The sequence below is a fragment of the Bacillus sp. z33 genome, assembly GCF_058313615.1.
In genome coordinates this window covers 415,668-440,523 of record NZ_JBZFQN010000002.1, presented here as the reverse complement: position 1 = coordinate 440,523, position 24,856 = coordinate 415,668, and the positions used below count along the sequence as shown (strand labels likewise).

19 protein-coding genes are annotated in these 24,856 nt (G+C 37.3%); 6 read left to right on the top strand and 13 right to left on the bottom strand.

Annotated features, from left to right (window positions below; translation table 11 throughout):
- Positions 1 to 300: 300 nt before the first annotated feature.
- A complete protein-coding gene (locus AC4G3L_RS09230) occupies positions 301 to 834 on the bottom strand; it encodes an RNA 2'-phosphotransferase (RefSeq protein ID WP_491076660.1) in 534 nt (177 codons plus the stop codon).
- A gap of 227 nt (positions 835 to 1,061) precedes the next feature.
- Here AC4G3L_RS09230 and AC4G3L_RS09225 point away from each other — a divergent pair, with 227 nt between their 5' ends.
- A complete protein-coding gene (locus AC4G3L_RS09225; RefSeq protein ID WP_491076659.1) occupies positions 1,062 to 1,793 on the top strand; it encodes an NAD-dependent protein deacylase in 732 nt (243 codons plus the stop codon).
- Between the two features lie 149 nt (positions 1,794 to 1,942).
- On the opposite strand, the gene AC4G3L_RS09220 is transcribed toward AC4G3L_RS09225, so the two are convergent.
- The 4 genes from AC4G3L_RS09220 to AC4G3L_RS09205 all read right to left on the bottom strand — a co-directional run bounded on the left by AC4G3L_RS09220 (position 1,943) and on the right by AC4G3L_RS09205 (position 5,756).
- The gene (locus AC4G3L_RS09220; RefSeq protein ID WP_491077179.1) at positions 1,943 to 2,506 is read right to left on the bottom strand and encodes an NAD(P)/FAD-dependent oxidoreductase; all 564 of its coding nucleotides are present in this window, start codon (positions 2,504 to 2,506) and stop codon (positions 1,943 to 1,945) included.
- A 443-nt stretch (positions 2,507 to 2,949) separates the two neighbouring features.
- Positions 2,950 to 3,489 carry a helix-turn-helix transcriptional regulator gene (locus AC4G3L_RS09215; protein WP_491076658.1) on the bottom strand — a complete coding sequence of 180 codons (540 nt, stop codon included), beginning with the start codon at positions 3,487 to 3,489 and terminating at the stop codon, positions 2,950 to 2,952.
- Positions 3,486 to 4,328 (bottom strand): sialate O-acetylesterase, encoded by an 843-nt coding sequence (locus AC4G3L_RS09210; protein ID WP_491076657.1) that lies wholly within the window; start codon positions 4,326 to 4,328, stop codon positions 3,486 to 3,488. Before AC4G3L_RS09210 ends, AC4G3L_RS09215 begins: the two co-directional genes overlap by 4 nt.
- Before the next feature lie 234 nt (positions 4,329 to 4,562).
- The gene (locus tag AC4G3L_RS09205; protein WP_491076656.1) at positions 4,563 to 5,756 is read right to left on the bottom strand and encodes an MFS transporter; all 1,194 of its coding nucleotides are present in this window, start codon (positions 5,754 to 5,756) and stop codon (positions 4,563 to 4,565) included.
- A 1,003-nt stretch (positions 5,757 to 6,759) separates the two neighbouring features.
- Here AC4G3L_RS09205 and AC4G3L_RS09200 point away from each other — a divergent pair.
- Positions 6,760 to 11,478 (top strand): Ig-like domain-containing protein, encoded by a 4,719-nt coding sequence (locus AC4G3L_RS09200; RefSeq protein WP_491076655.1) that lies wholly within the window; start codon positions 6,760 to 6,762, stop codon positions 11,476 to 11,478.
- Positions 11,479 to 11,625: 147 nt separating this feature from the next.
- On the opposite strand, the gene AC4G3L_RS09195 is transcribed toward AC4G3L_RS09200, so the two are convergent.
- Positions 11,626 to 12,693 carry a DUF3626 domain-containing protein gene (locus tag AC4G3L_RS09195; protein ID WP_491076654.1) on the bottom strand — a complete coding sequence of 356 codons (1,068 nt, stop codon included), beginning with the start codon at positions 12,691 to 12,693 and terminating at the stop codon, positions 11,626 to 11,628.
- A 224-nt stretch (positions 12,694 to 12,917) separates the two neighbouring features.
- Between AC4G3L_RS09195 and AC4G3L_RS09190 the strand changes: the two genes are divergently transcribed.
- Positions 12,918 to 14,141, top strand: coding sequence for a NupC/NupG family nucleoside CNT transporter (locus tag AC4G3L_RS09190; protein WP_491076653.1), 1,224 nt, complete (start codon positions 12,918 to 12,920; stop codon positions 14,139 to 14,141).
- Between the two features lie 308 nt (positions 14,142 to 14,449).
- Here AC4G3L_RS09190 and AC4G3L_RS09185 read toward each other — a convergent pair whose 3' ends face one another.
- Positions 14,450 to 15,739 carry a C40 family peptidase gene (locus tag AC4G3L_RS09185; RefSeq protein ID WP_491076652.1) on the bottom strand — a complete coding sequence of 430 codons (1,290 nt, stop codon included), beginning with the start codon at positions 15,737 to 15,739 and terminating at the stop codon, positions 14,450 to 14,452.
- A 543-nt stretch (positions 15,740 to 16,282) separates the two neighbouring features.
- Here AC4G3L_RS09185 and AC4G3L_RS09180 point away from each other — a divergent pair.
- Positions 16,283 to 16,435, top strand: a complete 153-nt coding sequence (locus AC4G3L_RS09180) for a hypothetical protein (RefSeq protein WP_491076651.1) — start codon at positions 16,283 to 16,285, stop codon at positions 16,433 to 16,435.
- A 409-nt stretch (positions 16,436 to 16,844) separates the two neighbouring features.
- Here the strand turns inward: AC4G3L_RS09180 and AC4G3L_RS09175 are convergent, their stop codons facing one another.
- The 4 genes from AC4G3L_RS09175 to AC4G3L_RS09160 all read right to left on the bottom strand — a co-directional run bounded on the left by AC4G3L_RS09175 (position 16,845) and on the right by AC4G3L_RS09160 (position 20,762).
- Positions 16,845 to 17,354 carry a DUF1643 domain-containing protein gene (locus tag AC4G3L_RS09175; RefSeq protein ID WP_491076650.1) on the bottom strand — a complete coding sequence of 170 codons (510 nt, stop codon included), beginning with the start codon at positions 17,352 to 17,354 and terminating at the stop codon, positions 16,845 to 16,847.
- Between the two features lie 98 nt (positions 17,355 to 17,452).
- On the bottom strand, positions 17,453 to 18,730 hold the full coding sequence (locus AC4G3L_RS09170) for a DUF4179 domain-containing protein (protein WP_491076649.1): 1,278 nt from the start codon (positions 18,728 to 18,730) through the stop codon (positions 17,453 to 17,455).
- Positions 18,723 to 19,241 (bottom strand): sigma-70 family RNA polymerase sigma factor, encoded by a 519-nt coding sequence (locus AC4G3L_RS09165; protein WP_491076648.1) that lies wholly within the window; start codon positions 19,239 to 19,241, stop codon positions 18,723 to 18,725. Before AC4G3L_RS09165 ends, AC4G3L_RS09170 begins: the two co-directional genes overlap by 8 nt.
- Positions 19,242 to 19,859: 618 nt before the next feature.
- Complete coding sequence (locus AC4G3L_RS09160) at positions 19,860 to 20,762, bottom strand: AEC family transporter (RefSeq protein ID WP_491076647.1); 903 nt, start codon at positions 20,760 to 20,762, stop codon at positions 19,860 to 19,862.
- 193 nt (positions 20,763 to 20,955) lie between these two features.
- Between AC4G3L_RS09160 and AC4G3L_RS09155 the strand changes: the two genes are divergently transcribed.
- Complete coding sequence (locus AC4G3L_RS09155) at positions 20,956 to 22,212, top strand: MDR family MFS transporter (protein ID WP_491076646.1); 1,257 nt, start codon at positions 20,956 to 20,958, stop codon at positions 22,210 to 22,212.
- 150 nt (positions 22,213 to 22,362) lie between these two features.
- On the opposite strand, the gene AC4G3L_RS09150 is transcribed toward AC4G3L_RS09155, so the two are convergent.
- The gene (locus AC4G3L_RS09150) at positions 22,363 to 22,674 is read right to left on the bottom strand and encodes a hypothetical protein (protein WP_491076645.1); all 312 of its coding nucleotides are present in this window, start codon (positions 22,672 to 22,674) and stop codon (positions 22,363 to 22,365) included.
- 288 nt (positions 22,675 to 22,962) lie between these two features.
- Here AC4G3L_RS09150 and AC4G3L_RS09145 point away from each other — a divergent pair, with 288 nt between their 5' ends.
- Entirely contained in the window at positions 22,963 to 23,727 is a 765-nt protein-coding gene (locus AC4G3L_RS09145; RefSeq protein WP_491076644.1) for a DUF4931 domain-containing protein, read from the top strand.
- A 122-nt stretch (positions 23,728 to 23,849) separates the two neighbouring features.
- On the opposite strand, the gene AC4G3L_RS09140 is transcribed toward AC4G3L_RS09145, so the two are convergent.
- Complete coding sequence (locus AC4G3L_RS09140; protein WP_491076643.1) at positions 23,850 to 24,845, bottom strand: glucosamine inositolphosphorylceramide transferase family protein; 996 nt, start codon at positions 24,843 to 24,845, stop codon at positions 23,850 to 23,852.
- Positions 24,846 to 24,856: the final 11 nt, after the last annotated feature.

The following is a 24,856-nucleotide window of genomic DNA, read 5'->3' as shown; positions in this document are numbered from 1 at the left end:
TGTAATTTACTACCACCGTATTTTTATTTAAAGTCCTTATGTCCTACATTCGACAATATGGAATAAAACCCCTTTTTAGAAGTGTACAATCAGAAGCACATTTCTAAAGGAGTTGTTTATGTTATTAGTCACGCAGAGGGCGAAGGGGCAAGAAACATATTAATGAATTTTATTAAGAACTCTGTCTAACAAGTATGATTCGAATATCATGATAAAATTCGAGTTGAAAGATGAAAAGAAGAATAAGTAAGGAGGAAAAAGAACAAGGTCGTTCTTAGTGGCGGTCCCTTTTTTATTTCCTCATTGCACCTCCAAAAACTCAACCGGTACTGTTTTCGTTAACCAAACATTATTTTTTGAACGATAAAACACATATCCTTGTTTCATCATTTCGCCACTTCGTACACGATACACAACCGGTCTCCCGTGTCGTTTTCCTACATTGATTGCTATTTCCTTATCAGGTGAGAGATGAACATACAAACGATTCTTTGGAATTAGTCCAATACGTTCAATGGATTCTGTATACTTTTCTCCCGTACCATGCCATAAAAACTCCGGGGGCTCCACGATTTCCAGCTCTACATCAACTGAAATGGAATGTCCTTGGTTTGCTCGAATAAGAGTCTTATCCTCATTAAAAGAGTATCTCTGCTTATCATCGGTTCGTACAATTTCCTCTAGGATATTCATATCCAAAGGATATTTTTTAGAAATACCTTTAATTAATTCCTCAACATCCGCCCATCCATGCTCGTCCAGGGTAATTCCGATTGATTCTGGTTTGTGACGAAGAATCATACTCATGAACCTGCTCGCTTTAATCAAACTCATTTGCTTGTTCCTCCTTTACAAAATAAAAATTAAAAGAGAATAGAAGCTCCGGATTCAAAGCTGCATCTCTCGATTTTTCGATCTCTTATACTTTTTAGGTGGTTTTCTTCTATTCTCTCATAATAAGTGATAATTTCACGAAACCAATAATTTAGAATAGCCAATTGGCTCATGATATAATGATGAAATAATCATGTACACAGGACATAAAATAGGAGGCAGATATTTTGTCCAAACTACTAACCATGTTAAAAGATTCCCAATATACAGTCGTATTTACAGGTGCAGGCATGTCGACTGAAAGCGGCTTACCTGATTTCCGCTCTACTAATAACGGATTATGGAAGAAACAAGATCCAGGCACTATTGCCAGTACAGATGCTCTTAATCAAAATGTCAAAGAGTTTTTTGAATTTTATCGCAATCGTGTGGTAGGAGTGAAGGAACACGGCCCACATAAAGGGCATTCCATTCTTGCTAAATGGGAACGTGAAGGTATGGTCCAGAGTATCATCACGCAAAATGTGGATGGATTCCACCAGGAGGCCGGCAGTAACCAGGTGGCAGAATTGCACGGAACCTTACAAAAGGTGCACTGCCAAACATGCGGTAAGGAATATGGCAGTGAAATGTATTTAAATGAATCCTATCAATGCGAGTGCGGGGGCAAACTCCGTCCATCCGTCATTCTATTCGGTGAAATGCTGCCTGAAAAACCATTTCTGATGGCGGAAGAGGAAAGCGAAAAAGCAGATTTGTTTATTGTTCTTGGATCATCTTTATCCGTTACACCCGCCAATCAGTTCCCGTTAATCGCTAAGCAAAATGGTGCCAAGCTGGTGATCATTAATTTGGAACCTACTGCTTTCGACTTTTATGCAGATCTCGTGATTCAAAACCGTAAAGCAGGGGAACTTTTAGCAGAAATAGATGCTGAGTTAGTTAAATATACTGAATAAATTCAGGTCAATCTTCTTACCCGAAGATTGACCTTTTTTTGTATGCAGTTGCCATCCTTCTCAGTACCTATCAACTGTACGGATTGGCCCTAAACAAAAAAACGACCCACTAATGAGCCGTATAGATATCAGTCTATTATTCATCTAATTTATGACTTCAGAATATCATGATCTACATAGCGCTCACCATTCAAAGAACTAATAACATTAATGGCTACTCTTGCTCCGTCCCCTGCTGTAATAATTGTATGCATACTCACACCTGCAACTGTGCCGGCTGCCCAGACATGGTCAAGATAGGTTTTACCGGTATCGTCAGTATCAATTATTTTTTTGATACGTGGTTCAGTACCGGGTTTTGTTTTAATACCTGAAGCTTCAGCGAGATCCACTAACATACCTGAAGCCAAAATAACTTCACTGGCTAGATAGCTGGATTCATTCGTTTGAATGATAACTCCATCATTTGTCACTTCAATGTTCTCAGCGGTTTCATTCTTGAATTCAGCTCCAAATTTCTCGGCCTGTTTTTTACCGATTGAAATAAGATCAGGTCCGGTTATTTCTTCTACACCGTAATGGTTTTCGATCCAGGCACGTTTAGTGACACTTTTATCATTATCTAATACCAATGTCTTCTTGCCTGCTCTGGCAGTGAATAAAGCAGCACTTGCACCGCTTGGACCCGCTCCTATAACGATAACATCATACATATCCTCGAACCTCCCAGCCATATTTTCGTTCACCTCTTATTATAACGGTAATAATTACCAAATTCTATTGAAGTGCTTTTTCGAAAATACATAAAAAAATCCAGGTGAGTAAGAATTAATATAGGGTAAATAGTATAATAAAATAAACCTATGCGGATTTACAACGTTAAGATATGCAGGATTTTATTCAGTAACAATTATGACGCCGCAATCATCCTTTGCAAACGTCTAAACCATTACTGGTACTGGAATTTATCAAAAGTGCATAAAAACCTGTATAAACAATGTTACACCAAAAAAGCTACAAACACTGATGTACAGCGTTTGTAGCTTTTTTCAATATTTCTAAACTTTTGTTTGGAACTTTATTTGTATTGGAGCTGTATATGGTACTTATTGGTGCCTGATTTTTATTTTCTGATGTTAGTATGGTTAGTTTTTATTTATACAGTATCTTCTTCTATATCTGCCTTCAATTCTTTAAACCATTTTAAGTTCACTAAATGGTGGGAACGAGAATTTTCGTTCATGCGACGAAAATAATCAATTTTACCAGGTAATTCTTTAGTGGTAGCTAGGTATTCATTCAGAAGAGCAATTCTGGCTTCAGTTTGATTAATTTGTGATTGGATTAATTCTAATAATTTATTTTTATCGAATTCATCTGCAAAGAGCAATGTCCCATAGAATTGTAAGTTTACATAATCGGATTTAGTCCCATATCTGGTCATTAATTTATCGAATTCTTCTCTTCCTAAAGATGTGATTTTAAAGGTATGAATTTCACGACCATTATTTGGATTTAATTGACGTGTTTGCTCAATCAATCCTTTTTCTTCAAGTTGTTGCAAATTGTAATAAAATGAACCTTTAGTAAAGTTAACGATATATTTATAATGTCTTTTTTCCATTAAACTTAATAGTTCGTATCCATGAGCGCCAGGGTTTTGAATAAGTAAGCCAAGGATAAGCAAGGGAATCAAGGTTGCATCACCTTCGCCATTTGTGCTTCAAATTCAGCGTATGTGATTTTCCCTAGAGCCAAATTCATACTGTGAATATAAATTTGTTCAGTTTTCGAATAGTTATTGTTTATTTTTAGTGATTGATTTTCATCTGAAAGAGGCTCTAAGATATGACACTTTTTCGAAAATGCTTCGAAATAGCGATAACCGAATTTCCTCTGGGAAACGGCGTTCAAATGAATACCATCTGGATTGGCAGTTAAACCTTCGGCTGATACAAAATAACAATATTGCTGCTCATGAGCGAATCGACGTAATTCTTCGTTGATCTCTTGAAACTCTGTTGAATACTTTCCAAAACCTGTTTTTCCTAGAAAATCACCAAGCTCACCAATGATTAATGGGACATTTTGAAGGTTTAATTCTTTGCGTAAAGTTTCAATGATAAGAGATAACTTTTCATAATACGTTTCATGTAAAGAATTATTACTATCACTTTCACCTTGATGCCAAAGTATGCCACAAATTTCACTAGTTTCAAGTGCAAATCGAGCTTCAGACAAAGCATGTTGAAAAAGTGTACCTTGTGGATGCCAATCGTTCAAGGAACTGCCACCTTCCGCACAAGGAATCAAACCAATTTCTTCATCCGGGTTAGCTTTCGACCATGCCTCTGCAAAAGATGCTGCTAGACTTACACCAGCAACAGGGCGGTCATAATTAATCGGCTCTGTCATCATTTGCCACTGACCATTGCGAAGCATTTTTATTTTTTCATTATAGATAGGTTCTACCTCATGCAAGAATCCACGACCTGCCATATTTGATTGTCCTAACATTAAAAAAGATTTTATCATTTAAATTCAATCCTTTACATAATAGTCTAATTAGACTTCTAATTATAGAGTCTAATTAGACTATTATCAACTCACTATAATTAGTCATGACGGGACCTCGTATATACGAATGCATCCATAGATGTTTATATATAACTACAATAAAAAAGGTACTACATCATTAAAATGTAATACCTTTTTAGTAGTTTCATAGTAATATTTCACCCTAGGTAAAAGAATTGCGTAATTAAATGATCAACGAACTGCCCTCTCCCGAGTTAAGAGAACATATAAAATCATTGAAATAAAAACAGACACAGCAGCCGTCATATAAATACCGTTATAGCCAAATGAATGTCCAATTTGTCCAAAAATCATGGCTCCCACCCCTATACCTAAGTCGAAAAATGAATAGAATGTAGCATTTGCCATTCCTTTTCGATTTTGAGGCGCCTGGTCAATTGCCCATGCCTGCAAGGCTGGCTGAACACTTCCAAAGCCAAATCCATAAAGGAAAGCCGCAAACAGCATAACGCCCATACTAGGTAACCACGATAATAATATCATAGCAATAAAAATCAATAAGGTTCCCGGTATAAATACAGCTTTATGCCCTTTTCGATCATATAATTGCCCTGCAAATGTTCTCGTTAACATGACAGACAAGGCATAGATTACAAAATACCATTGAATCCCTTCAATTCCCTTTTGCGCCGTATATAAAGGAAGAAAAGTTGCTATTCCTCCAAAAGTAAATGTAATGAAAAATGCCAGTACAGATGGTTTCAACGAACTTTTTTCATACAGATCCAGCGTTTTTTTGCCACTTGGCTGTACAGTCACTTTCTCAGCCTTCTTGAATTTAATTTGCGTTGCTACTAAAAGAGCCATTATTCCAAGGACAGAGCAAATCAAGAAAAATTGATTAAACGGCAACAGAACAACCAATGCCAGGCCAAGGGATGGCCCAATTGCCATTGCTACATTTCCGGATAGCCCAAAGTATCCCATCCCTTCACCCCGTCTTGATGCCGGAACCAGGTCAGAAGCCACCGTACCTGTAGCTGTCGTTAAGGCACCCCAGCCCAACCCTTGAATAATCCGCATCATAAACAGTAAAGCAATACTTGCCATAAATCCAAATGATCCAACTGTCAGGATAACAACAATCAAACCTCCAAAATAGACAATTCGTCTTCCCTTTGTTTCCAATGCCTTTCCTGCAAAGGGTCTGATCAGTAAAGCTGAAAATGTAAAAATACCAACTACTGCTCCAATAAGCTGGTCACTTCCACCGAGATGTTTAACATATAACGACATAGTCGGCAATGTCATTTGGAAACTTAAAAAAATCAAGAAGTTCGTGATACAGATGAAGACAAAATCTCTTGTCCATATTTTTTCCTTTTTTATTTTCTGTTGTACACCTTGTTGTACTTGATCAATCATTTTATACCTTCTTTCTTGTCCTATACATTCATTAATCTTATCGAATCCCAAACTATCTTTCTATGGAAATTTTGTTAATAAACAAAAAATCCTCCCTTTTCTGTTGGCAAGAGAGTTATATATTGTTATTCCAATCCACATAGTTTTACAGAGCGTACTAATACTAAAATGTTATACAACATTCATATTTATAGCTTGGAGTATACAAAGCTTATGAGCCTCTTTTGGAGCGTTTCGTCATATGACATCTCTTTTTTAATCATTAATCTGTCACTCTTAATTATGAACATTTTGTCTATTTTTAACAAATATAATACTCACTTAAACTGGTATATTTTAGGTGGAATGAGGAGAGAATATAGTAAGCTATGAGTATAATTCCAAAAGCCTGATAACCAGAGGATTAGGAGTAATTACGCAATATTTAAATAATCATTTACTACCTGGAGCATACGTCAGTTTAATTGCGAATATCCCCGCTAATCGGCTCTATCAAAAATTCGGGTTTGAATATACTGCTCCCCAATTCTGTCGGGATGTACCGGAAAATATAACTAATCCATTGAAAATAACAGCCAGTACCCTTTGATAAAATATAAATAAATTTGATCATCCATTATTCTTAATAAATATCTATCATCCAAATTAGTAAATTATTAATGATTTCACTCTGAGTTTTTTGTCATTCAGATTTTGATTATACGTGTCAATAGCTCATCTTATATGACCTCCCATCACCTTAAACTGAACATGTAAACTGATATATTATCCTCATAAGTATTTCTACCTACTCCCACCCTTTTTCATGTGCAAATACGAAAATTAGGCAATACTTTTTAACTATTTTTAGAAAAATCTAAATATTCAAAAGACTATTTATAACCGTGGTGTTAAATTTAAAGTGTGGTAGATACCAAGTTATTTACCAAAATTCTATTTTCAATAAAAAAAGGGGGGATTTTGTAGGTTTCAGGTTTTGACAAATGAAGAGGAGGTTGGAGCTTTGCGTTACAAAAATACTAAAAATGTAGTTTTTGCTTTACTGTCACTGCTATTACTTTTATCTAACTTATTAATTGGTATAGGAACAGCCAGCGCTAATACATATGAAAACACCAATCTTAAACCCATCAGGAACACTGTAAATAAGAAACTGGATGTAAGTAAATATGACCTAGATGAAAAGGTACGGGTTATTGTAGAACTCGAAGGAACCCCTGCGATTGAATACGCTACTAAAAAAGGGGTTATGTTTAAAGAACTTTCCAAAACAGAACAATCGGAATTACAAGCAAGTGTTAAAGATCAGCAAACCGATTTCCTATCATCTGTTAATAAGAAACGTGTAAAATTCGATGTTGAAAACTCCTTCACAGTAGTTGCAAATGGGATCAGCGGTGAAGTGAAGGCTTCAGACATTTCAAAGCTTGAAAGTATCTCTACTGTTTCGTCTGTGCATATTGCCAATGAATATAAGCGACCAGAAGTAAAACCTCAAATGGTAACGAGCGGGGATATTGTTAAAGCAGAAGAAACATGGGTCAGAGGATACAATGGTACGGGTACAGTTGTCGGTATTATTGATACAGGAATCGACCCAAGCCATAAAGATATGATTTTAACCGATGAAAGTAAGGCTAAATTGAAGAAATCAGATGTAGAATCAGCTTTAACTAAGAACAAACTCTCTGGAAAATATCACACTGCAAAGGTCCCATACGGATATAACTATTATGATAAGAACCAGGAAATTTTAGATTTGGGACCAGATGCATCCATGCACGGAATGCACGTGGGCGGAACTGTTGGTTCTAATGGTTCTAAAGATAACGGCGGTATAAAAGGGATTGCCCCCGAAACGCAATTATTAGCTTTAAAAGTGTTTGGTAACGATGCAGCTATGCCTTCTACTTGGGGCGATATCTATATTAAAGCCATTGATGATGCCATTTTGCTGGGTGCAGATGTGCTAAATATGAGCCTTGGATCAACCGGAGCATTTCAAAATCCTGAAGATCCTGAACAAAAATCCATTGAACGTGCAGTCAATAATGGTGTGTTAATGTCGATTTCGGCAGGTAATTCAGCTCAATTTTCTGATGGATATGCAGATCCCCTTGCAATCAACCCTGATATTGGACTTGTCGGTTCACCAAGCGTTTCCAGGGATTCGATTTCTGTAGCCTCTCTTGAAAATACACATGTATTTGTAGACAAGTTTGAATTAACAATAGGAGGGGCAACTTACCAAGCTGGGTATAAAACACAATCCTCTCCCCTTCCATTGGATGTTTTTAATACTAGCGAGAAGGATGTTGTTTATGTTGGAGACGGACACCCTGATCGATACAAGGACAAGGATGTAAAAGGAAAAATCGTCTTTGCTGTAAGAACAGGCGCCACTCCGAACTACGGGGAAATACAAAAGCAAGCTGAAACAGCCGGAGCTATTGGTGTTATTGTCAGAGGTACTCCAGCACATGGCGACTTTGTAAGCATGGCCTTGAATAACCCTACGATTCCTCTAGTATCATTGCGTGTAAGTGACGGTACCATGTTCGAAGAGAAATTTAAATCTGCCGGTGAAGTCGGCAAGGTTAAATTCACTGGAGAAATGATTCAACTTGAAAATAGTACAGCAGGTCAATTATCCACCTTCACATCTTGGGGAGTGACACCTAACCTAGACTTTAAACCGGAAATTACAGCACCTGGCGGAAAAATCTATTCCACCTTAAATGATAATAAATATGGTGTCATGAGTGGTACATCCATGGCTGCACCTCATGTTTCTGGTGGATCAGCACTTGTGTTGGAATACGTCAAAAAAACCTTCCCGAACCTTACAGGTAAAGATAAGGTTCAACGTGCTAAAACAATATTGCTAAACACGTCTGAAACCATTAAAGATTCTACAGGTACAACCTACTATTCACCACGCCGTCAGGGTGCAGGTTTGATGCAATTGAATTCTGCTGTCACTTCACCGATTTATGTTGTCAATAAAGGAACAGATGAAGGAAAAGTAACTTTGAAGGAAATTGCAACCGATAAGTTCTCCTTCACACTGACAGCTACTAATTTCAGCAAGAAAGATGCCACCTATACAGTAGATACAAGCGTGCTTACTGATGCTCTCTATGAAGCTGGTGGACATACATTTAATGATCTAACACCTCAGGAAATTAAAAAAGCGGTCGTCTCATCGGACAATGAAATAACAGTTGAAGCTGGTAAGTCTAAAGATTTCACAATCACGATTGATTTAAAAAATGCAAAAGCTGATTTAGAAAAAGCGATGAAAAACGGATACTTTGTTGAAGGCTTTGTTTTCTTAAAAGCTAAAAACAAAGAAGATTCACTTCCTACTATTTCCGTACCATTTGTCGGATTTAAAGGGGATTGGAACAAAGCAAACATAATTGATCCAATGAGTAATGATGCGAACTCTTTCTACGGAATGACTGGTCTCGCCAATGCAGATACTGGGGAATTTTACGGAGTCAGTCCATTTGATAAAAATGAAATTGTCGATCCAGGTAAGATAGCCTTTTCACCAAATGGCGATGGACAGAATGATTTAGTAGCACCCGCTTTATCCTTTTTACGAAATAGCAAAACGGTGGAATATAGTATTATCGATACAGATGGTAAAACCCTGCGTAAAATAACTACAGATAAATACCAAAGAAAGAATTATGCAGCAGACTCTGTCGTCACATTTGAGCCATATACTACGGAATGGGATGGCAAAGTAAATAACAAACAGGTTCAAGAAGGACTATACTATTACGAAATTAAAGCAACAATTGATTATGAAAATAAAGACCCTCAAGTATTTAAGATGCCTATCCTGGTTGATAACACAGAGCCAACTGTATCTGATCTTAAATATGATGACTCAACTAAAACAGTCACATTTAAGGCAGAGGATACAAAAACCGGTGCAGGACTTAAGTACATTGAGCTTTCCATCAATGGTAAAACACTAAAGAATTATGTAGCACCTAATACCACGAATACCTATAGTGTTATATTAACAGACCAAAAGTATTCAGATGATGCTCCTGTGGAAGTGAAGAACGGAGATAATATCAATGTTATAGCACATGACTATGCCGGAAACCGCGACGCTATATCATTATTGGATAAGACAATCCCTTACATCATTTCTGAAGAACCTGCACCACTTGGAGTTTATAGAGATCTTGAAGTATTGGTCGAAGGTTATGTAACGGACGATTCTGAGATGGATTATGTTTGGGTTGAATATGAAGGAAAACGCCAAAATCAAGTTCTTAAATGGGATAAAGAAACAAAACAGTATTATTTCTCGGATATACTCGAATTCTCAAAAGAAGGAAAACATGACATTCGTTTCTATGGATCTGATGTAGCCGGCAACAAAATTGATTTCAACAGAGAAATATTCATAGATACAAAGGAACCTACAATCGATATTGATTATAAAGCTTATTCAGCAGGCGAAAACCAAAAGGTTACCGTCAAAGTTGGAGATAATTATAATGCGCTTCGATTACTTGTAAATGGAAATGAAGAAATAAATACTTTTAATGAGTTGGGAGACTTACCTGTACATGCAAATTATTCAGTGACCGAGGATATAGAGCTACAATTAGAAGATGGCATAAATGAATATGAATTCGTCCTTGAAGATTTAGCAGGCTATCAGGTTAAGAAGAGAATTGAAATTAATAAAGTTCCTGTACCTGTTCAGCCATCCGTTAATGCAGTATCGGATGCAAGCACAAAAATCACAGGTACAGCACCATCAGATTCAAAAATAACTATTACAGACAAAAAGAACTTAACATTATCTACAACTGCGAAAAGCGGTAAATTCTCAATAGATTTAAAAACCAAACTAAAAGCGGGTACTAAATTATACGCTACTGTTACAGATCCAAAAACTGGATTATTGAGCCAAGAAACAACGATCACAGTTACAGACAAAACTGCTCCTTCTGCACCTTCTGTCAATGCCGTTTCAGACAATTCAATAGCTGTCACAGGGAAAACCGAAGCAGGTGCTGAAGTGACGGTGAAAGCCGGGTCTAAAACTCTTGGTACCACTACTGCCAACAGCAAAGGAAACTATACCGTTAAAATCAGCAAACAAAAAGCCGGCACTTCCCTTTCCGTAACTGCGAAAGATAAGGCTGGCAATACAAGCAAGGCGAAAACGGTTAAAGTGGCCGATAAAACAGCACCTTCTGCACCTTCTGTCAATACGGTATCTGACAAGTCAATAACCGTAGCAGGTAAGACAGAAGCAGGTGCTAAAGTGACGGTGAAAGCCGGGTCCAAAACTCTTGGTACGGCTACCGCCAATAGCAAAGGAAACTATACCGTTAAAATCAGCAAACAAAAAGCCGCCACTTCCCTTTCCGTAACTGCGAAAGATAAGGCTGGCAATACAAGCAAAGCCAGAAGCGTTAAAGTCACGGATAAAACAGCCCCATCCGCACCTTCTGTTAATACGGTAAAAGCAAGTTCTACAAAAGTCACAGGGAAAACCGAAGCAGGTGCTAAAGTGACGGTAAAAGCGGGATCCAAGACACTTGGTACTGCTACGGCTAACAGTAAAGGGAACTATACGGTCAAAATCAAAAAACAAAAAGCCGGCACTTCCCTCTCTGTAATTGCGAAAGATAAAGCTGGAAATACAAGCAAAGCAAAAACGGTTACGGTAAAAAAATAAGTATACGAAAAGGTGCTCTGGCAGGAATACAGAGCACCTTCTTCTTAGAGATTAAAAGCTCGAATACCCTGCTCTCATAATAGGAAAGAAAGGTACTTGGGATTTCGTTCCTTTTCTTTATTTAGGACACTTGTCATCCACTTTAATTCACCCATACCTCACCAGCACATGCCAAAGTAGCTTTAATTCCTGAAGCATATTTTTGATAGACCCATAATCCTTCCACTTTTCAGGATGCTGATATAAGTCCTTTACCGCAAGGCCAATTGTCCTTGCATCAATATAATCGCTTTGTGCAATCCTTTCTGCCAAATAAGGCATTTTGGGCCCTCTAAAATCGACAGGCACATCTTCCACACTAAGCTTATACCCCATTCTCCAATACATACTTATTGAATACTTGCTGCATATTTGCTCTAGCATTTCTCCTATATCAGTACCTTGGTAAGAACAATCAGCCACAAGCGCTACCACATCATTTTCAAGCGAAATATCCCCATGAACCTGCGCTTCAATATAGGAATCAAGATTTCGAGTAGGTTGCAGTAAAGGATTTATCGGTATTTTGGAAAGATTAGTTAAAAAGTGATGGATTAACTGAGGCGGCCGCATCTCTCTTTCACCAAGTACAAATTCTCTTGAAAATGACTCATCTAAAAGCGCTGCTATCAGTAAATCAAACTCTTGATACGTTCCTTTTTGCTTTAAATTAAGGTGAGAGTCCATGTATGTATAGGTAGAACGGTATGAAACGTTAGGGGAAAGCAGAAAATAGCAGGATCCAAAGCGGGGTGCCGGTCCATCTGAATGTAACATCAAATTTAATGCACCGTATTTAGGTCGTTCTCTATTTAATGTGCCATTAAATTGAAAGGCACCTCCAAACATTCTTTCTTCCCAAAGGTCACGTTCTCCCCCCTGGTGAGCAGTTACACTTCCATTCGAGATCCCAGTCTCAAATTGACTCTTATATACACCATCTTTCATCAAAGACTCGGCTACACTTACCATCTGATAATCAAGTCGGTCCGGATGAAAATGCAAGCTGATCCTAGCATTGGCTTTCATAGCCTTCATGCTATTTCCATAAGTTCCCGGTGATATGTTTGACATCTCCAGCACATGATTAATGGTAAGTTGTGCTTCCTTTTGAAGGCTTCTCGCATAGTTATTAACATGTTCAATTGCCAGGCGCTGGGGCTTCGATAATTGCATATTAATCCAGTCCTCCTTCAAAAAAGTCTATTAAATGACTTTATTATTACTATACAAATTTTCCTATATTCATGCCATATACTCTGCTAACACTACGATTTCAGAATGAAATTCCTTTGAATACACTCTGCTTGCATAATGAGCATATGATTGTTATATTAACAACTTGTATAAAAGTAACAATTTTCTTTTTTTATGTAAAAATACAATCATGAGGTGACATAATGAATTACCTATGGGGTTTGTTAGGGATTATCTGTATTTTAGGCATTGCCTTTCTCTTCTCCACTAACAAACGTAATATTAATATTCGTACTGTGATCGTGGCACTAATGATCCAAATTTCTTTTGCTTTTATTGTTTTAAAATGGCCACTTGGACGAGCTGCTTTTCAAAAAATAACCGATGTTGTAAACCATACGATTGGGTATGCCAATGAAGGAATCCAGTTCCTGGTAGGCGGTCTTTATACACCAGAATCCGGCATTACAACGGTTTTCTTATTTAATGTGTTAGGAATCATCATTTTCTTCTCAGCCTTGATCTCTGTTTTATATTATCTGGGGATTATGCAATTTGTCATCAAATATGTTGGCGGCGCCCTATCAAAACTATTAGGTACTAAAAATGCAGAGACATTTAATGCTACTGCCAATATTTTCGTCGGTTGCACTGAAGCTCCTCTGGTTATAAAACCATTCATTGAAAAATTGACGAAATCGGAATTATTTTCTGTTATGGTCTGTGGGTTAGCTTCTGTATCCGGGAGTGTATTAGTAGGATATGCTCTAATGGGGGTACCCTTGGATTATTTACTTGCTGCAAGTGTTATGTCGGCACCTGCCGGACTATTGCTTTCTAAGATTATGATTCCGGAAATGGAAGAAAGTCAGGAAGATGCGGAAGGCTTTAAGATGACTAAAGATGAAGAATCTGCAAACGTAATTGACGCAGCTGCTAACGGTGCCTCAACAGGACTTCAATTAGCTCTCAACGTTGGAGCTATGCTGCTTGCTTTTATCGCCTTAATCGCTTTATTGAACGGAATCTTAGGTGCTATTGGCGGTTGGTTTGGCTATGATCAATTATCGATTGAATTAATCTTAAGCTACATATTTGCTCCACTGGCTTTCGTTATTGGTGTTCCCTGGAATGAAGCCCTGCAAGCCGGGAACTTCATTGGTCAAAAACTCGTTATAAATGAATTTGTTGCTTACAGCAACTTTGCCCCAATGATTGATACATTATCTGATAAAACAGTTGTCATTATCAGCTTTGCACTCTGCGGGTTTGCCAATCTTTCATCTCTCGGCATATTGCTCGGAGGACTAGGAAAGCTTGCACCAAGTCGCAGACCGGATATTGCTCGTTTAGGTTTAAAAGCAATTATGGCAGGCGCTTTGGCATCTTGTCTAAGTGCTGCTATTGCCGGAATGATTATTGGATAATAATAATGGACCATCAATAACGATTAAAAAAAAATGAGGCCGCCTTTAAGTCATTTATTGACTAATCGGACGGCCTCATTTTTTTAGGTAACATCCATCCAAAAGAGTGGTTGTAGCCATATGAAAGGAGAATTTAAACGTTTAAATAGACTTCAACTGATAGTCGATAAGGCTGGCGAATTATCTAAGAGATTAAGCATAATAAGATAGCACTCTTTCACTCGAAATTACGGTTAAACCGATAAAAATTAATCAAAAAAAAAGAGACATCATAAAATGTGACGTCTCTTTCTTAATCTTTTTATCTATTAATGAACGCGCACTACACGTCCATTGAATACTGTTTTCCAGTATCCGCTTGTAAGACTTGCTTTTGCTACACCAGTTGAGCTTTGAGAACCGATGAATTTTCCACCGCCAACATAAATGCCGACATGGCCGTCTTTCTTATACGTATCGAAGAAAACCATATCTCCTGGTTGCATTTGGCTTCTAGGAATCTGTCTCCCAGCATTTTTCAAAGCATCTGTGCTTGCCGGAACAGAGTATCCGCCTTGTTTAAATGCCCAGCTAACGAAACCGGAGCAATCGAAACGGCCTGCTGCAATATCAGCTTGAGTTCTTCCGCCGCCGAATACATATACAGAGTTACCGATATATTTATTTCCTGCAGTGATAACGGTTTGAATATTTTTATTTTGGGTATTACCAGTAGTATAGATTGGCTTATTTGTAGAAGAACTATTGTTTGAGCTTGGTTTCTTATTGGAAGAATTAGCTGGCTTAGAGCTTGTTTCTTCTTTCTTAGTAGTGCTTACAGTTTCTTTACTAGAGTTGCTTGTTTTAGAATCAGCAATTTTTTCTACCTTTTCTTTTACATTGGAAGTTTGTGTAGCAACAACCGGCTCAATTACAATATCGATGTTGTTCGCTTTAGCCTCTGCCAATTTTCGTTGACTATCTTCTTCCTTAGCCTTAAGCTCTTCCTTTAAGGAATTTGTTTGATTCTGTTGTTGCATGATATCCTGCTGCATTCCAACAAGTTCTGTCTTCATATCCTTTAAACTAGCAAGCTTTTCTTCCACAGTTGTTTGCTTTTCCTCAAGGTTTTTCTGATCTTCTTCAAATCCATCAATTAATTCACGATCCGCTTGAACAATTGTGGAAACAGCTCCCATACGTTCAATAAAATCTCCAAAACCAGTAGATCCAAATAAGACCTCAAGATAACTAGCAGTACCACTTGTTTGTTGGTACGCAACCGCACGTTGCTTTAAAATTTCCTGGCGTTTTTCGTTCTTTTCTTCCAGCTCTTTAATTTCTCTATCCAGAGCCTTTACTTGTTTTCCCGTTTTGACAATTTCTTCTTCTGTATTATTAATTATGTTTTGATTATCTTTAACAGCCTTGTCGATCTGAGCAATACGATTATTAAGTGTAGAAATTTCAGCTTGTACCTCATTTAGAGCAGCCTGCGCTTTGTCTACCTCTGCTTGTTTGACTGGATCTTTTGCGGCACTGGCTGATGGAATTCCTATGTAGCTGCTGAATCCAATTAATAGAGCTGTATTAAACGCTATAATTCGTTTCTTTATCATTTAGTGTTTCCCCTGCTTCCTTGTTTGTTTAATCTATCAGGTCTTTCCTACCATTTCTATTTATCTATTAACTAATATGGATTAGTATATCATTCTAATTTAACAATTAAGTTATATTAATATTACAATTGTGTTTCAAACACATTTTTATTATTACATATCGTTAAAATACAACACTCTCGATATCTATAATCCACATAATAAATCACATATAGTAATATAATCAGATGATTTAGTATAAAAGTCCTACCAATAAAAAGAAAACGCATACATTTTTAAATATTATCGGTCCAGTCTAACTATCCGCCTATAATATAACTTAAATAACGTGTAGAATATAAAGGATTCAGGAGAAATAATTGCTGAAGAAATTACCCTAAAAGCCCCTAAGATCATTTTGATAGATACCGTATTAAAAACCCTTTATCATTACCAAAAATCTCTTAATCTTCCAGTTATGAAAGTGCATTTGAAAAAATGTGAAAGAATCTATCCATACCAAATATGGGAATGGAAATCATAAATCATAAATAATACTAGATTATGACAAATTCTCATGCCTCATTTATCGACACTGCTCGGGGGTATGATTATGTTTTCATTTTACCAATCATGGGTGGTATTATCATCGAATTATGGGGGATTCCTCTGCATCAGTTGGAAGCCGTATCCGAAAGTGCAAAAGAAGAAGAATAAAAATAAAGAGGAAACTCCTAAGAAGGAAAGGTGATGATATAAAACGTATAAGCCTTTGTTTCCAGTACAGGCAGCAAAATGAATATAAGAAGGTAGAAGGATGAATATAAGAAGGTAGAAGGATGAATATAAGAAGGTAGAAGGATGAAAGGATTTACAAAAAACGATTAAGAATGAAGATGATGAAAATATAAATGAGACAGAGGATAAAATAGAAGAAGACAAGAAAGAAGATGAGGGCAATCCAGCTGGTGAGCAGGGAGAAAAAGCTTTTCCTGTAGAAGATGACTCGGATGAGACTGAACCTGATCCTTTAACGACGCCTCCTGCCTCCTAGAGAAACAAACAATCACATACATGAAATATCAAACAAGAGCTGCCGAAACCATAGGGCAGCTCTTAACTGGTTTTATGACGGTGTCTTAAATGAACTTACATTTGGAAAGAGATAAGGTTGAATTGTGGTATCGCTTCTTACAAAAAGTGGATGCCTGGGATGGCCGTCTCTTGTTGTACCAAGGCAGTTTGGAACATACCCTTTAAACCATTCGGATAGTTCCTGATAATCATGGTGATGAATGGTACAGTTTTCTCCCCAGCCAACTATGATTTCAGAACCGCTGTGCAGGGCATTTTCTAAATAGAACCGGTTCTCTGGACCTGTCGCCTCCTCTAAAGACAAATTGCTGAGCTCTCTCCAGTCCCTGCTCCGATAAGCAAATACATTTACCAATTCCAAAGAGCCGCAATCCATTTTCTTAGCAAACGAAATACAGCGCATTGTTGTACGGTCATCCACCCTGTCATCAGCTGTGCTTGGATTTAAAAGAACAAAGACAGCTTTCCTAAGATTGTAATCATCCCATTCCCTCTTTAGGGAGTATCGATAATTCCCTTTAATGATTGCACTCTTTTTCAACCGATTTCCCCCTTTCCATTCCTATTATTATGTATAAGCTCATCAGATGACATTTATGATAAACTCTGCCAACAATCATGCTGGCAGAGTTTATTCATTTATTTGATCCGTAGTTTGACTTGTTGTTTGTGGGTGAGCGGGTACGTATCATATTGAAGCTTAAGAGGACCTTTAATCACCTCATCTGGTTTATAATTGAAGCTTATGATTTCACCCCCCTCTATCTCACGGTAATGGATTTCCCCTGTTGAAATATCTTTACCAGTTCCGTCAGTGATCGTCCCCCCTGCCATAGCAATTTCCGTATCCCTAGGGATTCTTATAAAAATATTCACCATATCCTCTATTATTTCAGAAGATTGCACAATCCCGTCTGTCGGATATTTTAAGAGCCTGCCAGTTTTTTCATCCACTTCAATGATCAACTCATCCTTATTAAGAGCATGGATCCCATCAAATAGCAGATACAGTTTCTTTGGCTGCCGAAAATAATTACTTGCAATATAAAGATGGCTTCCTTCTTCACTCGTGTAACTACCGGTAGCTCCCCATATTTCACCACGCTCATCCATTATCCTAACATGGCTCAAATCGAAAATTTTCTTTGTGTTAGCAGGGTCATAGTCTACCTCAATTCTAATGCTCAATGGATCTATCTCAACTTTTCCAAACGTAATATTTTGTTGATCAATCGTTACGGTTTCATTAATATCTATCTGTTTATGTTGATCCTTATACAAGGAATGATCTATTTTGAGAGGAAACTTAAATGGACCTATTAAGCTCGAGCTATTTTGAAGATGGAATAAAAGTTCGACTTTTTCTCCCTTTGTTAACTGTTGATGTAAATCAATATCCAAAGATCCATCCCCATCATCATGGGCGGAATACGATATCGATTGTTGATCATCATCTTTTCCATCAATCAATAATTTTGGGGATTCGATTTGTAAGTCTTCTGCAGCTCCAACGATATGATAAAAAATCACCAACCTGTGTCTATCAAATATTAAGGATTCAATCGTAACCTTATATCCACCCTTCTCTTGCGTCTCACCAATAGGTTGTAAAAAATCATTTTCTACTGCAGACATATATCCTTTATCGTCTCTGATTAGATTAATAATTTTTTCTGCACCGGGTATAGCAGAGAGAGCATTTGCAAAAGCTGGCGATACACGAACCAGACTAATGCAAGACAAAAGTATAAGTGCAGCGGCTGCGAGTCCCCAATATCTCATCCGTCTATTTCTTCGCTTGTGCTTGGCTTTTCGAAACCCCCTTTGAATGACTGCGGCTAATTTTTCATCTGGTGTAGGTATGTATTCCATTTGCTTTTTTAGCTCTAACAAATCCTGCCTCTCTTTTTCATACATGGCTGGTACCCCCAGTCTCTTTCATTAGTTCCTTTAGTTTCTGAAGACCTCTGTAAAGCCTTGTTTTTACTGTACTTTGTGGGCATTCACAAATGGTCGCAATTTCCGTTATAGGCAAGTCCCGTAAAAACTTTAATATGACGATTTCACGCGATGGCTCATCCAGATGCATAAGGGCCTCTTCTATTTCTAATTGCCTATAATTATCCGTATAGGCAATTTCTTGTCCAATAAATTGATGGTACTTTTTCTTTGTTCTTAATTCATTTGAACAAACATTTAATAAAATTCTTACAAGCCATGTTGAAAAATAGGAAGGTTTCTTTAGCTTTCTAATTGAACGGTAAGCTCGATAAGTCGTTTCCTGGATAGCCTCCAGGGCTTCCCCTTCATTTTTCAAATAGACAATAGCCATACGATACAATTGCTCCTTATGTTGTTCCAATAAGGTTAAAAAGGCATCATCATCGCCTTTTATAGCCTTTAGAACCAAAGAAGTCTCTTCTTCCATCCGGCTCCCCCCTGTTTTCTCTCTATCTATTAGACTATAAACATAAGTAAAAAGTTTCAATTATTTTATATTTTTTACATAAATAGACAAAAAAACAGTACACCTATTTTGTTAGAAGGATCTTGTTCATAAAATTGTTTTGTAAGGATGTTTACAAGAAAATTCGGTTAAGTACCAGGGAAACTTCCTTTACAGGCAAAAAAAAAGACCTCTTAGATGGAGGTCCTTGTAGCAAAACATATCTATAACGAGAGTATAAAATACAGAAGGGTAAACAATGGAAAAATCATAAATGCTACGTTCATTATTTGAATAAACCCGAGGAATACAGTCTTTTGTTCTGCATTTTTATTAACATATAAAAAGGAAAGAATACCGATAAGACAAGGGATTAAACCGAATAAAGGATATCTTTGAGGATCAGAGTTGGCTGACTGCATAATGGCCATTACACCTAACACCAGACTTATTCCCATCAATAGAATGGGGAACCATATTTTACTTTTATTCATTTACTCTAACCATCCTTTCCTACGACATATCCTATTTAACATGATATCCATTTGATTAGCTGAATTAATTTTATGTATTCCACTAACCTAACATTCTTCGTATCTTCTATAACACAAAATAGAAGATGATCGGTAATGTGATTAAACTCAATATGGTGCTTATAAATGTACAGACCGAAACAAAATCTGGTTTTGTATTAAATTGAATCGCATACATTGTTGTATTCGCTGCTGCAGGCATTCCCGCCATAATAATCATTAATTGCTTGAGCAATGAATCGATAGGCAAAAAGCATGTAATTCCCCATGCTATAAGTGGCGCGACAGCCAATTTAATCAATAAGGCATATGTAACCTTTTCATATTCAATTTTCTTTAGACTGATTTTTGCCAGCTGCATACCTAAAACGAGCATAATCGTCGGGATGGCTGCACTTCCCACTAAATCAATCGTGGTCATCAAGGAAGGGCTTATGGAAAGACCACTATACTGAAGTAACAGCCCTAAAACTGCTCCATACATAACGGGCATACGAATTACGACAGCCAGGGTATCTTTAATCCCACCACCTATATCACTCCCTCGTGCTGCTACAAAAAGCCCAATGGTTGCCATCACTATACTTTGTGTAACCATTAAGATGATTGCATAATCAAATCCGGAAGCGCCAAATAGCAATAATGCTACTGGTGTCCCATAATTCCCATTATTCATAAATACAGAACCAAGAATAAGTCCGCAAGTCTCCTTCAGATTGTATTTTTTAATAAAGGAAATACAATATACAATCAATATAAGTACAAAACAGAGGCCGAACGCGAAAATCACGATATAGAGATAATCCATCGTCAGTTTATTTGTATAAAACGTTTTAAACACAAGGACAGGCGTCATTAGATAGAGTGACATGGTTGAGATGGCTTTGGTATCAAACCCAATTTTCTTCTCCCCTATATAGCCTAAAGCGAATATGACAAATACAGGCATCAATACATTAACAAACTCCACTCTGCTACCCTTCTCTCTCGTTGATACGATTATGTAAGAACATTTTTATATCATTATACCAATTTATCCCTGCGAACAATCTATAAAAATCTATTAATTTTAAATTTTTAAAAAATAGATATTCATTTTCTGTTTATTTAACTTTAAAATAGAAATTATTGGAAGAAAAATCAAAATGGAAACAGGAGGCTTTATGCAGTCGATCAAGAATTTATTTATTCCTTACCAAGGATTGCCGAAAGAAATTTATATCATTTTCTTTGCGAGGATTATTAATAGTTTAGGAGGGTTTATACAGCCTTTACTTGTTCTGATTCTAACTCAAAAGATTGGCATGGATAGCGGGAAAGCAGGACTTTATATTACATTATTAAGTGTCATTTCTGTGCCAAGTATGATTTTGGGAGGGAAATTGGCAGATACTTTGGGCAGGAAATTTATTATTGTTGTTTCACAAGCTTTAGGGGCATTTACCGTTATTGCAGGAGGTTTTATAGAGCCTTCTATAACCATGGCCTATCTACTCATGCTGTCATCCCTTTTCTTTGCCCTATGTTCACCAGCCTACGACGCCCTCTTGGCAGATTTAACCACACCAGAGAATCGGAAGGGTGCTTATTCGTTAACCTATATGGGTTGGAATTTAGGTTTTGCCGTTGGCCCTATCATTGCCGGTCTACTCTATAAAAATCATCTAAACCTTATTTTTATCATCGACGGAACAGCTACACTCTTAGCTACATCAATGATTTTGATTTTTATAAAAGAGACAAAATCGAAGCATGTTTCGATAATAGATGAACCGGAAAGAAAACTCGAGCAGCATGTAGAAGGTTCTGTGTTTAAAGTACTGATGGCGAGGCCCATATTAATTATGTTCGCTTTTATCCTATTGTGCATAGAATTCGAGTATGCTCAATGGGCATTCACCATTCCGCTTCATTTAGAGGAATTATTTAATGATTCAGGTGCAGCTTATTACGGAACACTCGCTGGCTTTAATGGCATATTGGTTATTATCTTTACGCCGATTATTACTAAACTGACTAATAAAACAAGGCCGATAAAAGTAATAGCCGGTGGAGCTTTTTGCTATGCTGTCGCCTTTGGAATGCTCGCCTTCACCACTCTGCTTCCCTTCTTCTATGTTTCTATTTTCATCATGACAATTGGGGAAATCATGATTGCGATAAATGCGTCAACCTTTATCGCAAATCAAACACCTGCTTCACACAGAGGAAGAGTAAGCAGCATACTCCCACTTGTGATAGGAGCTGGGTACGCATCAAGTCCACTGGTCATGGGTAACTTTATCGAAGCATATTCGATCACTTCTGCCTGGATGCTGATTGGTTTCCTTGGAATCATATCGACAGGATTAATGTGGTTGCTGCAAAAGAAAGATTTAACAAATCACTCTCACTCAGACAATGTGAAGGTTGGGGCTTAATCTATATGGTAAAGGGGCCGATCCGATAAGTCTCCAAAATATAACAGATAAAGAAAGTTAATATGATATGCTCCCTATTAGGTAGACAGATTAAAAAATAAATCTGTTTATCTGTAGGGAGCTTTTTATATATAAATTCATAGTTGATAATTAGCTAATCAATACTTCATCTTTTGAAACAATTTTCCACCCATTTGCCACCAACTTCGCTATGTAGTCGTCAAGACTAATTTCCTCCATTTCAATAGCAAGTGGATGAAGCGATACATAGCATTCATTTTTCTCATATTGAACAGTTACTTTAACAACTTCATACCCATTATGAAATCTCGTGTCAAAACCGGGATCCTCCATAATATCTCCTTTAATAGGGCGGAAAGCTGATTCAAATGTTTTCATTACTATTTCACTTCTTCCATGTTCTTTTGTAGATGTTAGAAAGATGAGCAATTTGATTTTCATGCTTTCACTCCTTTATATATAGTTCAAACTTTTGCTAAGCGTATCACTTCAGTAGAGCTAAAACAACAAATTGTAGCTTTCTCCATGCTTTGCGAACATTCAATAATAAAGTAGGCGATTTGCTGAATCCAAACCCTTGTACGATAATATATATGGTTACTAATGGTTCGTTGAATGTATTTTTAACGCTTCTAAAATATGGTCAAAAAGATACAATCCCTTCTATCTTTAATTTATAATAGAAGAGATTGAAGTTTCTTTTTAACAAGATCGTAAGGTAGGTGCAGTATGGATCAACAGCAATTATATTTTTCAAGTGCAATTGGCAGTCAAAAACCAGAAACCATTCGTAATAAAGCAGCAGCCTGCCCCTTTTGCCATAGAGACGAGCTTACCGATATTATTGAAATGAAGGGAAAGATCATTTGGTTAATGAATAAATATCCCGCCCTTCAAGATACCTATCAAACGGTCATAATTGAAACGGATCAATGTAACGAGGATATAAGGGGATATGAACAAAAGCATATGCGTGAATTAATACGCTTCAGTATTGCCAAATGGCTTGAGGTGGAGAAGACGGGTGAGTACGAATCTGTTATCTTATTTAAAAACCACGGCCCCTTCTCAGGAGGCAGCATTCAACATGCTCATATGCAAATAATTGGAATGAAGCATGTGGATTATCATAAGAATATGGCTATGATTGATTTTGAAGGCTTAGAGATCTACAAGAAATCCGGTATAGAGTTAAATGTTTCAAAATATCCTATCATCGGTTTTACCGAATTCAACTTAATATTACATACACTAGATGAAATGAATGATTTTGCTGATAAACTACAAATCCTTGTTCGTTATATTTTAAATGGGTTCCATAAGGGATGTACCAGCTATAACCTTTTCTTTTACCATTTTCATGACCTGGTTATTTGCAAAGCCATCCCGCGCTTTGTGGTATCCCCTCTTTTCGTTGGATATAAAATTCCACAGGTTCTTATGGAGGACCGACTTGATATAATTAAGCAGGATTTATCCAGGTTGCTCGTCTAGGCAACCGTAAGTCTCCCTTTTTTTGGGAGGCTTTTTTTCCGCTAGCTTAGCATCCCATTACTAACAGTACGACTGTTCTAAACTGCCAATCGAAAAATCTGTATACCCGGCAGCTTCAAACGTTAGATGACAACAAAGGCAGCAACACTTTTCCAGAGCCAACTCCCATATTTACACCGTATGTAATCTAATTTCCATAACAGATACGGACGAGTCTCAAGTCTGTGTCCATCGACGGCGATCAGCCACTTGTCCTCTTCCGTTTTCACCTGATCAATACTATGCATTCCATCCCTGCGCCAGTCATTTTCCTTTGTGCCTTTCAGCACAAGATTTATTTCATTCTCCTGATAACTGCTCTCAGTCAAATCCGTAATCTCAAAAACTCTGACAGCATGTCCATACGTTGGCTGCCCATCCTGCGTATATCGGTAAATCCTTCCATTATCGACAATCACTCTTCCGCCCAGTCTCGTAACATGATGGTTATTGCGGATAAGAGGGCTTTTTGGATGCTCAGTCCAATGTTCTGTTAATGAATTGGAATGAAATAGATGCAATTGTCCCTGTTTACTCGCAAACATCCACCATTTCTGGTTGTAATAAAATAAACTTGGATCCGCATATTTACCATCAACCATTTCAGAAACAATCTCCCATTTATCCGGAAATTGCTTTGCTTTATACAGCAGGATTTTTCCCGCTTCGATTGTTTCCGGAATCATGTAACTCTCCCCTTCATGCTCAAAAACATAAGGATAGGATAAATGATAGCTTTCTTCTAAAACCATCCTCCCATATTTCCAGGAATGTCCATCCTTGCTATGCGCAAAGCTGATAACGCCCTTCATGGTAGTTTTATCCAACACCTCAAAAAACATATAATAAGATCCGTTTCGATAAATAATAAACGGATCTGCAATGAATTCAGCAGGAATATCCGTAACATCCTCTGCTTTTAATGTCGGTGTTTTAAGTACTTTTTTGGCCGGCTCCTCTGTTACAAGCTCTGTGGAAGTAAATACTTTGATAGACCACACCCCTACAATAATCTTCCTTTTCCATAAAATTAAGCTGCCCAGCATGATAAGCAGACAACAAACAGATACCCAAACCAATACAATCACCT

What these genes read in the sequence shown, in the direction of transcription:
- AC4G3L_RS09230 (WP_491076660.1), bottom strand. Translation starts at nt 834, where the DNA reads ATGAGTTTGATTAAAGCGAGCAGGTTCATGAGTATGATTCTTCGTCAC.
- AC4G3L_RS09220 (WP_491077179.1), bottom strand. Translation starts at nt 2,506, where the DNA reads ATGTATGATGTTATCGTTATAGGAGCGGGTCCAAGCGGTGCAAGTGCT.
- AC4G3L_RS09210 (WP_491076657.1), bottom strand. Translation starts at nt 4,328, where the DNA reads ATGATAAAATCTTTTTTAATGTTAGGACAATCAAATATGGCAGGTCGT.
- AC4G3L_RS09205 (WP_491076656.1), bottom strand. Translation starts at nt 5,756, where the DNA reads ATGATTGATCAAGTACAACAAGGTGTACAACAGAAAATAAAAAAGGAA.
- AC4G3L_RS09195 (WP_491076654.1), bottom strand. Translation starts at nt 12,693, where the DNA reads ATGCAATTATCGAAGCCCCAGCGCCTGGCAATTGAACATGTTAATAAC.
- AC4G3L_RS09190 (WP_491076653.1), top strand. Translation starts at nt 12,918, where the DNA reads ATGAATTACCTATGGGGTTTGTTAGGGATTATCTGTATTTTAGGCATT.
- AC4G3L_RS09185 (WP_491076652.1), bottom strand. Translation starts at nt 15,739, where the DNA reads ATGATAAAGAAACGAATTATAGCGTTTAATACAGCTCTATTAATTGGA.
- AC4G3L_RS09180 (WP_491076651.1), top strand. Translation starts at nt 16,283, where the DNA reads ATGACAAATTCTCATGCCTCATTTATCGACACTGCTCGGGGGTATGAT.
- AC4G3L_RS09170 (WP_491076649.1), bottom strand. Translation starts at nt 18,730, where the DNA reads ATGTATGAAAAAGAGAGGCAGGATTTGTTAGAGCTAAAAAAGCAAATG.
- AC4G3L_RS09165 (WP_491076648.1), bottom strand. Translation starts at nt 19,241, where the DNA reads ATGGAAGAAGAGACTTCTTTGGTTCTAAAGGCTATAAAAGGCGATGAT.
- AC4G3L_RS09155 (WP_491076646.1), top strand. Translation starts at nt 20,956, where the DNA reads ATGCAGTCGATCAAGAATTTATTTATTCCTTACCAAGGATTGCCGAAA.
- AC4G3L_RS09150 (WP_491076645.1), bottom strand. Translation starts at nt 22,674, where the DNA reads ATGAAAATCAAATTGCTCATCTTTCTAACATCTACAAAAGAACATGGA.
- AC4G3L_RS09145 (WP_491076644.1), top strand. Translation starts at nt 22,963, where the DNA reads ATGGATCAACAGCAATTATATTTTTCAAGTGCAATTGGCAGTCAAAAA.